The organism is Kitasatospora sp. NPDC047058, from assembly GCF_040643935.1.
Lineage (GTDB): Bacteria > Actinomycetota > Actinomycetes > Streptomycetales > Streptomycetaceae > Kitasatospora.
The window spans coordinates 1-4,184 of the sequence record NZ_JBEYVJ010000514.1; the positions used below are offsets into that span (position 1 = coordinate 1).

Annotated in this window: 3 protein-coding genes; 2 read left to right on the top strand and 1 reads right to left on the bottom strand. The window is 74.1% G+C overall.

Going from position 1 to position 4,184, the window contains the following annotated elements:
• Positions 1-110 precede the first annotated feature (110 nt).
• Positions 111-752 carry a lysophospholipid acyltransferase family protein gene (locus tag ABZ885_RS36515; protein ID WP_360198744.1) on the top strand — a complete coding sequence of 214 codons (642 nt, stop codon included), beginning with the start codon at positions 111-113 and terminating at the stop codon, positions 750-752.
• Positions 753-827: 75 nt separating this feature from the next.
• Here ABZ885_RS36515 and ABZ885_RS36520 read toward each other — a convergent pair whose 3' ends face one another.
• Complete coding sequence (locus tag ABZ885_RS36520; RefSeq protein WP_360198747.1) at positions 828-2,792, bottom strand: FG-GAP-like repeat-containing protein; 1,965 nt, start codon at positions 2,790-2,792, stop codon at positions 828-830.
• A 413-nt stretch (positions 2,793-3,205) separates the two neighbouring features.
• On the opposite strand from ABZ885_RS36520, the gene ABZ885_RS36525 reads away from it, so the two are divergent.
• On the top strand, positions 3,206-4,184 hold a 979-nt coding region (locus ABZ885_RS36525; RefSeq protein WP_360198750.1), incomplete at its 3' end, for an ALF repeat-containing protein.

The window sequence follows — 4,184 nt, forward strand, 5'->3', positions numbered from 1 at the left end:
CAGCCGTCTGACCGCCAGCCCGGACAGAACCGGGCAATACCTCCGCTCGAAACCACTCGCGGCAGCCTAAATCGGTATCGAACGCCCTCTCAGAGGATCACGTCACCGCCATGCTCAGCCGCACCGCCGCCCTCCTCGTCCCCGCCTTCGGGTCCCTGCGGGTCACCACCGACCCGGGGGCCGTCCTCGCGCCCGGGACGATCGTCGCGGCCAACCACACCTCGCTCGCCGACCCGGCGGTCGTCCTCGCCGCCCTGCACCGGCTCGGTGCCCGGCCGGTGGTGCTCGCGGCGGCCGGGCTGTGGCGGGTGCCGGTGCTCGGCCGGCTGCTCCGACGGGACGGCCACATCCCCGTGCACCGCGGCACCGCGCACGCGGCCGACGCCCTCGACCGCGCCGCCGAGGCGTTGGCGGCCGGGCACGTGGTGCTGATCTACGGCGAGGGCGGCCTGCCCCGGCGTCGTGACTCCGGCGAACAGCCGCCCGGCCCGTTCCGCAGCGGCCTCGCCCGCCTCGCCGCCGCCACCGGCGCGCCCGTCGTCCCGCTCGGCCAGGTCGGCGCCCGCCGCCTCACCTCCGGCAGCCCGCTGAAGCAGCTGGCCGGGCTCGCCACCGCCCCCACCCGCCGCCCGACCCTGCACGTCCACCTCGGCACGCCCCTGCACCTGGCCGGTGAGCCGGCCGAGGCGACGGCGCAGGCGCACGGCGCGGTGACGGCGGCCTGGCGGCACGCGGTCCGCGCGGTGGCGTGAGTCGGTTGGCGGACGTTCCCGCGCGCCACCTTCGGCAGGCAGCAGGCAGCAGGCAGCAGGCGGGGGAGGGTGACGTCAGGCGCCGCCGGCGATCTGCCCGAGAGCGGCCCAGCCACCGCCGGTGTCGCCGCCGCGGTAGGCGTAGGCGGTGACGGCGCCGGTGGCGTTCGTCCTGAGGTAGTCGGCGTGGGTGTCGCCGTCGAAGTCGACGAGCTGGACGGCGCTCTGATCGGTGGTGACGCCGGTGGCGATCCGACCGGTGGACTGCCAGCCGCCGTGACGGTCGCCGCCGCGGTTGAGCCAGGCGCTGACGGCGCCGTCTGGGCTGATCATCAGGTAGTCGGTCTTGCCGTCACCATCGAGGTCGGCGAGGCGGACGCCGTTGCGGTCGGGCGTGACGCCGCTCGCGACCTGGCCGATGCCCTTCCAGCCGTTGCCGCCCGCCGGGTCGCCGCCGCGGTTGAGCCAGACCTTGACCGCGCCGCTGTCCTCGATGACGAGGTAGTCGGTGCGGCCGTCGCCGTCGAAGTCGGCGAAGCGGACCTGTTCCTGGCGGTCGGTGACGCCGGTGGCGACGCGGCCGATGGGTTCCCAGCCGCCGGCGGGGTCGCCGCCGTGGTTGAGCCAGACGTTCACGGCGCCGTCGGGGTTGACGACGATGTAGTCGGCCTTGCCGTCGCCGTTGAAGTCGGCGAGGCGGACGCGGCTGCGGTCGGTGGTGACGCCGCTCGCGACCTGGCCGATGGATGCCCAGCCGCCGGCGGGGTCGCCGCCGTGGTTGAGCCAGACCTTGACCGCGCCGTTGTCCTCGATGGTGATGTAGTCGGGCCGGCCGTCGCCGTCGAAGTCCGCGAAGCGCAGGCGGCCGGTGCCGACCTCGTCGACAGCGGCGGACCGGCGGTCGCGCAGGGCCGTGATCCACGGGCCGAGGTCGTCCACCCGCGTCTCGTAGGCGCCGCTGCGGGTGTCGGTGGCGGCCAGGCAGCCGCCCTGCCAGGAGCGGCTGGTGACGGCGACGAGCTCGGCCTTCCCGGCCGTCTCGCGGACGGCCGGGCCACCGGCGTCGCCGAGGCAGACGGTCGCGTCGGCGGGAGCCTTGGCGGTGACGTCGATGCCCGTGGCCTCGACGGTGCCGACGCTGAACGCGGCCGTGTGCGGAGCGGCCGGGACCCATTCGGTCCGGGTGCGGCCGTAGCCGGTGAGCTTGAGCTCCTCGCCCTGGACCGGCGCGGTGCCGGCCAGGGCGACCGGGGTGATGCCGTAGGCGGGCAGGTCCAGGCGCGCCATGACCAGGTCGCGGTCGCCGCGCGGTACCAGCTCGACCACGTCGGTGGTGTGGCCGCCGGTGCCGTTCAGGTCGCCGCGGCCGATCGTGGCGGTGGTCTTCTTCTTCGGAGCGCCCGCAGGGACGGCGAGCGACACCGCGGGGTCGTCGGCGAAGCAGCTCGCGCTGGTCAGCACCCAGCGCGGGTCGACCAGCGTGCCGGTGCAGCCGTGGCCGCCGATGTCGAGCTTGGCCACGTAGGGGCGGTCCGACAGGCCGGAGTTGGCCGAGACCGGGCCGGTGGCGGTGATCTCCAGCAGGGTGTGGGCGCGGCCCTGGGGGTCGGCGGCCTCCCCGACCGCGGTCCACAGCTTCTTGTCGACCTTGAACGAGGTGGTGGTGCCGTCGACGGACATGGAGACCGACACGTCACGCACGCCGTCGCTCTGGATGCCGTGCACCCGCGGGACTTCGAGGCTCAGTCGGCCGGTGGTCCCGGTCATCCGGAAGCAGATGTCGTCCCGGTTGCGCGCCATGATCCGCAACTGGCCGCCGCCCGCCGCGCAGGTGGCGAGCACGATGTTGCCGTTGCCGCCCTTGAGGCGCACGCCGGACTCGGCCAGGATGCGGTCCGCGTTCGGATACGAGTAGTCCTCGATGACGAACGGTGCGCCCCCGGTGGCCGAGGCGTTCGCCGCCGTGGTGCCGGCGGCTCCGGCGAGAAGTGTGAGACCTGCCGTCGTGGCGGCGGCCAGGATTCGAGAAGAGGCCCTCATTTCGGGCTCCTCACCCCCCATGGATATGTCTGGTTTACGTAGTGGTCGTCCCGCCGGAACGCGGACCGGAGGGACCTGGACGAACTTCCGCGGACGCCCGCGTCCAGGACCCGCCGGGGTGCCCGGACGAACTGACGGGTTATTGATATCACTCCCGCACGGCCGGCGGACCGAGAGATGTCCGTGATGCAACGGATGGTAAAAGATGAGGTGAAACATGCCTTTGACGATTCGTCGGAAACCGATGGCCAGTCAGATGCCGTGGTCCGGCTGTGAAATCATGTGCGGCCGGGCGGGGGTGCCCGTCCGGATCGGTCTCATCCGAACCGACGTGTTTTCGAGGGGATATGACACAGCAGATACCAGGGGGGCGCTGGAAGGCATCCCCACCCAAAGGACTGACGCATCGTCTGATGACCGCCGGCGTCGTGCTGGTGCTCGCCACGGGTTCGCTGTCCGGTGCCGCGAGTGCGGCGGACGGGACGCCCGCACCTGTTCCGCCCGGCCCGCGGGCGCAGGCGGTGGCCGAGTGGAAGAGCGGCGGCGGTTCGGTCAAGGCCGCCGCCGCACTGGCGCTGGCCGGCACGGACGGCGATGTCGCCGCCTTCCTGGACACCGGACGCAGGATCGCGGCCGAACAGGACGAACGGCTGGCCGTCCTCCAGCTGTTGAACGTCAGCGGTCCCGGTGTGCGGGAGGCGGCGCAGGCGGCGCTGGCCGGCACCCCGGAGCAGCTGCACACCTTCCTGGCATCCGGCTGGACCAAGCCCCTGGCGGACGACCAGAAGGTCAGCGTGCTGCGGGCCATGAACACCGGCGGCACCGCCGTGCAGGAGGCCGGGCAGCAGGCCCTCAACGACGGCTCCCCCGAGGCGGTCGCCCGGTTCCTCGGCGGCGGCCTCGGGAAGGCGCAGGAGGAGGACGACCGCGTCCAGACCCTGCGGCTGATGCACCTGGGCGGCCCGCAGCTGAAGAACGCGGGCAGCGCGGCCCTGGACGCCGGGCCCGCGGCGGTCCGGGAGTTCCTGCGGGAGGGACAGCACGCGGCCCGGGCCCAGGACCAGGAGTCCATGACGGTCGGCCAGCTGGTCGAGACCGCCCGCCAGGCCGGCCTGGAGGCCGGCAAGGAGACCGCGGCGGCCAAGGAGGCCTCCGGCCGTGCGGTGGACGCCGCACGCCTGGCCAAGGAGGCCGCCCAGAAGGCGGCCGCCGAGACCGCCGCGGCCCAGAACTCGGCCCAGCAGGCGACGGCCGCCGCCCACCGCGCCGCCGACGCCGCCGAGAGCGCGGCCACCGCCGCCCGTACCGCGATCAACGCCGCCAATGCGGCCAGCAGCGCGGCCCGGACCGCCTCGGCCGCGGCCGCCGCGGCGGCGTCCGCGGCGTCCGCCG